The organism is uncultured Corynebacterium sp., from assembly GCF_945649885.1.
Classification (GTDB): domain Bacteria; phylum Actinomycetota; class Actinomycetes; order Mycobacteriales; family Mycobacteriaceae; genus Corynebacterium.
In genome coordinates this window covers 1-4,601 of sequence record NZ_CALZFS010000166.1, presented here as the reverse complement: position 1 = coordinate 4,601, position 4,601 = coordinate 1, and the positions used below count along the sequence as shown (strand labels likewise).

Annotated in this window: 5 protein-coding genes; all 5 read left to right on the top strand. The window is 59.2% G+C overall.

Going from position 1 to position 4,601, the window contains the following annotated elements:
- A partial coding sequence (locus Q0M74_RS13105; RefSeq protein WP_293955178.1) for a DUF5318 family protein occupies positions 1-221 on the top strand: 221 nt, incomplete at its 5' end.
- Between the two features lie 91 nt (positions 222-312).
- The gene (locus Q0M74_RS13100) at positions 313-2,463 is read left to right on the top strand and encodes a transglycosylase domain-containing protein (protein ID WP_293955176.1); all 2,151 of its coding nucleotides are present in this window, start codon (positions 313-315) and stop codon (positions 2,461-2,463) included.
- 84 nt (positions 2,464-2,547) lie between these two features.
- Complete coding sequence (locus tag Q0M74_RS13095; protein ID WP_293955174.1) at positions 2,548-4,035, top strand: glycosyltransferase family 87 protein; 1,488 nt, start codon at positions 2,548-2,550, stop codon at positions 4,033-4,035.
- On the top strand, positions 4,032-4,223 hold the full coding sequence (locus Q0M74_RS13090; RefSeq protein ID WP_293955171.1) for a hypothetical protein: 192 nt from the start codon (positions 4,032-4,034) through the stop codon (positions 4,221-4,223). The genes Q0M74_RS13095 and Q0M74_RS13090 overlap by 4 nt, the downstream gene beginning before the upstream one ends.
- Positions 4,224-4,340: 117 nt before the next feature.
- Entirely contained in the window at positions 4,341-4,505 is a 165-nt protein-coding gene (locus Q0M74_RS13085; RefSeq protein WP_293955169.1) for a hypothetical protein, read from the top strand.
- Positions 4,506-4,601 lie beyond the last annotated feature (96 nt).

The window sequence follows — 4,601 nt, the reverse complement described above, 5'->3', positions numbered from 1 at the left end:
CCGCCGAGTATGCCTGCCCCATCTGTGGGGGCGACAATCTGCGCACCGTGCTGTGGGTCTATGGAGAACAGATCGGCAGGGCCTCCGGGTCTGCACGTCATGAAGAGGAAATTCAGAAATTGGTGGAAAATGGGCGTGAATGCACTGTCCATACTGTGGAGGTTTGTCCCGATTGCAGATGGAATCACCTGCTCAAGGCCGAAACCGCTACAGCCAGCTGATTTTCAGATTCAAGCGAACGCCACTGAGAGCAGTATTCTCTACATCAAACACCTCAGATAAGTACCTAATCTGATTGAACGGACATATCAGTTGACGAACAACAAAAACTCCTCTGCCCAGCCTGCTCGCGGGAAGAGGCGTGCGAAGAAGAAGCGCACCATGCGCAATAGCATCATCGGCGTCATCATCGCCATGATCGCCATTCCTGCGCTGGTGTTCATGTCTGCCTATATCGTGGTTGATGTCCCAGAGCCTGAAGAGCTGGTCTCCCCACAGGTCTCGCATATCTATGCCGCCGATGGTGAGACCGAACTAGCCCGCGTGGTTCCCCCTGAGGGTAATCGGCAGATGGTCAGCCTTGATGAGGTGCCGGAATCTGTTCGCAACGCAGTCATGGCAGCTGAGGACCGGGAATTCTACACCAACCCCGGCTTCTCCCTCACCGGTTATGCGCGTGCAGCTCTCGGCGTGATCACCGGTGACTCCTCTGCCGGTGGTGGCTCAACCATCACCCAGCAGTATGTGAAGAAGGCAGTTGTCGGAGATGACCGCTCCTTTGTCCGCAAGGCGAAGGAACTGGTCTACTCCGCCAAGATGGCTAATGAATGGTCCAAGGATGAAGTCCTCGAGGCCTATCTGAACACCGTCTACTTCGGTAGGAACGCCTATGGTGTGCAGGCCGCCGCCAATGCCTACTTCGGCAAGCCCGTGAGTGAACTCACCGCGGAGGAAGGTGCCGTCCTGGCTGCCACCATCCAGCTGCCAAGCACCCTGGAACCATGGACCAACCCGGAGGCCGCCCAGTCACGCTGGAACTACGTCATGGACGGCATGGTGGAGATCGGAGCGATCACCCCGGAATACCGGGCCCAGGCCACCTACCCGGAGACCACTGATCCCGCCAACAACCGTGCCTACACGGAAGCCACCGGCACCAACGGTCTGATCAAGAACAACGTGATGGCTGAGCTGGCACAGGTGGGCATCACGGAACAGGACGTGGAAAACCGCGGTCTCCAGATCACCACCACCATTGATTCAGAAGCCCAGCAGGGTGCGGTGGATGCCGTGCGCAAGCAGCTGGAAACACATGGGGAAGAAGTCCGGGGAGCCGTGGTCTCCATTGATCCGGACAGTGGTGCGGTCCGTGCCTATTACGGTGGTGAGGATCCGGGAGGCTGGGACTATGCCAACTCCCCTCTCCAGACCGGCTCCACCTTCAAAATCTTCGGTCTGGCTGCCGCACTGCAGCAGGGCATCCCCCTGTCTCAGACCTACAGCTCTGCACCCGTGACCATCGGTGATGCCACCATCACCAATGTGAACAACTCCGGTTGTGGTTTCTGCTCCATCGAAGAAGCACTGAAGCACTCCTACAACACCAGCTTCATCCGTCTCCAGCAGGACCTGGAAAACGGTTCCCAGGACACCGCCGACATGGCACATGCCCTGGGCATCGCCCGCTCCCTGCCGAGCATCCCGGAAACCCTCACCGAAAACGGTGCCACCCCCTATGACGGCATCATCCTCGGCCAGTACTCCTCCCGCCCGATCGACATGGCCTCCGCCATGGCCACCATCGCCAATGAGGGCATCTGGTTCAAACCATACTTTGTAGAGAAGGTGGAAACCCGATCCGGTGAGGTCCTCTATGAGGCCGAGATCGGCGAAGGGGAGCGACGCGTCTCAGAGAAGGTTGCCACCAACCTGCTTGATGCCATGGCACCCATTGCGGCCTACTCCAACTACAACAACCTAGCCGGAGGACGCCCATCCGCATCCAAGACCGGAACCACCCAGCTGGGCGACACCGGAAGCAACAAGGATGCTTGGATGCTGGGTGCCGCCCCACAGCTGTCCACCGCAGTATGGATGGGCACCGTGGAAAACACCCCACTCCGCAACGAATGGGGCGGCAACATGTACGGCTCCAGTGCGCCCGCGGTGATCTGGAAAGAAACCATGGACACCGCCCTGGAGGACGAGGACATTGAGGAATTCCCCACTGCCCGCCCACTGAACTATGGCACCCCTCCCGCACCGGCCTGGGTCCCACCGTCCCCTGCTGCAGGAGGAAATGACACCTTTGAAGGTGAAGAGGAAGAAGCCGAAGGAACCGAAGAAGCTCCAGCCGAGGGCGTAGAGCCCGCTCCCGCGCCGGGTGAAGCCGACACCGGCGGTGGAGATATTGAACTGGCCCCGGGCATCGTCATCCCGGGCGACTTGTTCAACCTGGGTTAGAATCTCAGGCAGTCTCTGCCCGATATCTCAACTTCTTCACCTGGGGGGCGGGGAAAACCTGCCACCAATAAGGAGCCCACACAGATGAAGGATCAGAAGGCGATCACGGGCCGGGTCTCACCCGGCAGGACAGAACCTGTGGCCAATGACTTCATCAATGCGATTGGCGGCCGACTCGGCCGCTTCGCACAGGTGGGCACACAACAATTCTGGACTCCCCTGCAGGTCCTGATCACCACCTCCCTGGTATTCCTGGCAGTTGGGTTTCTCACCAAGGCCAACTGCATCCAGGGCGTCCGGGGGGAGGACGGCGTGATCTCCCTGAACTGGTCAGGCAACCGCCAATACGCCTCAGCCTGCTATAACGACATTGTCCCCCTCTACGGAGGGCGCGGACTGGACAGTCCCGGTTTCCCCTACGCCTTCTCCTGGGTGGAAGGCGACCTCACCCGGTACATGGAATACCCGGTTCTGGGTGGCATCTTCCAATGGATCGCAAGCATCATCACACGGTTCTCCTACCCCGTGTTGGAGGTCATCCCCTTCCACACCATCCCGGAATCCGGCCTGTACTTCATGATCACTGCCCTGGGGCTGGCCTTCTTCTGGGTCCTGGTTATCCGCATGATGGTCGAGCTGACCGGCAACCGGGTGTGGGACACCGTCCTGGTGGCTGCTTCCCCACTGGTTGCCGTCCATGCCTTCACCAACTGGGACACCCCGTCGATCGCCGCGGTGGTCGGTGCACTCCTGGCAGTCAAACGGGGCAACCCAGTCTGGGCCGGGGTGCTCATCGGCCTGGGCACCGCCTTCAAGCTCTGGCCCCTCTACCTCCTGGGTGCCTACCTGGTACTGGGAGTGCGAAGCGGAAAACTCAAAGAATTCTTCCTCATGCTGGCAGCAGCCATCACCACCTGGCTGGTGGTCAACCTGCCGGTCATCATCGCCTATCCCCAGGCCTGGTACGAATTCATTCGCCTCAATGAAACCCGCGGTGCGGAATGGACCACGATCTATCAGATCCTGGACCGCAACCTCCCCCTGCCCATCAACAACCCCGAGATCCTCAACACGGTGAGCCTGGTGCTGTTCGCCGGCTCCTGCCTGGCCATCGCCATCTTCGGACTCAAGGTGCAACACCGCCCACGTGTGGCGGAACTAGCCTTCCTCATCGTCGCCTCCTTCCTCCTCTTCAACAAGGTCTGGAGCCCCCAGTACTCTCTGTGGCTGATCCCCCTGGCCGTCCTGGCACTCCCCCGTTGGCGCCTGCTGTTTCCTTGGATGTTGGTGGATGCGCTGGTGTGGCCGATACTGATGTGGCACATGATGGGCACCGACAACATGGGAATCCCCAGCGGAGTACTGGACCTGGTCCTGATCACCCGCGATGGATTCATCGTGGCAATGGTTGTCCTCGTCATCCGCCAGATGATGGGCCGAACCCCCGACCCCGTCCTGGACGCACATGCAGGAAAGGACCCCCTCGCCGGGGTGTTCGGGGACACGGACACGTTCACGCTGGCGGCACGCCGACCAGCGGAGCGTCGACAAGCCTTGAAGGAAGAAAAATGAGCAACACCGTACTGCTGATCACCATGGCCAGCGTATTCATCGGATTTCTGTTCTTCGGCGGTGCCTTCGCCAGCTTCATGTACAAGAAATCCAACGCCCAGATCTGGAGCCTGTTCAGCATCGCCATCGTGCTCATCACCGTCATCCCCGTGACCATCGCGGTCTTCTGGGGCACCACACTGAATTAATTGACGAAAAAGACCACTTCAGAAGGTGTCCGCGCGCCGGGGAACTATGTGCAATATTGAAACGTTGAACGGATAAGTACCACATCACAGTGAAGACGGTGAAAGGGTAAGTGCCAGGTGAAACCGACAACCTCTTTTGCAGGACTGCTCGCGGTCTCTGCGTTGACTCTTGCGGGCATGAACAGTGCGGATGCGCAACAATCTGTCCAGTCTGCACGTAGTGCCGGGCAGCACGACCTCTATGCCGGAACAGCCACTGTGGATCTCGCACAAAATTCCTGATCATAAGGACTCGACTTCTGAGTTGCGCTGGTGTACCTTGAATAGGTTGCTGACGCAACGACCCTCCTGCTATGTCAAAAGGACATGGCCGAAACA

Coding starts and splice junctions, on each gene's coding strand:
- Q0M74_RS13095 (WP_293955174.1), top strand. CDS start 2,548: ATGAAGGATCAGAAGGCGATCACGGGCCGGGTCTCACCCGGCAGGACA.
- Q0M74_RS13090 (WP_293955171.1), top strand. CDS start 4,032: ATGAGCAACACCGTACTGCTGATCACCATGGCCAGCGTATTCATCGGA.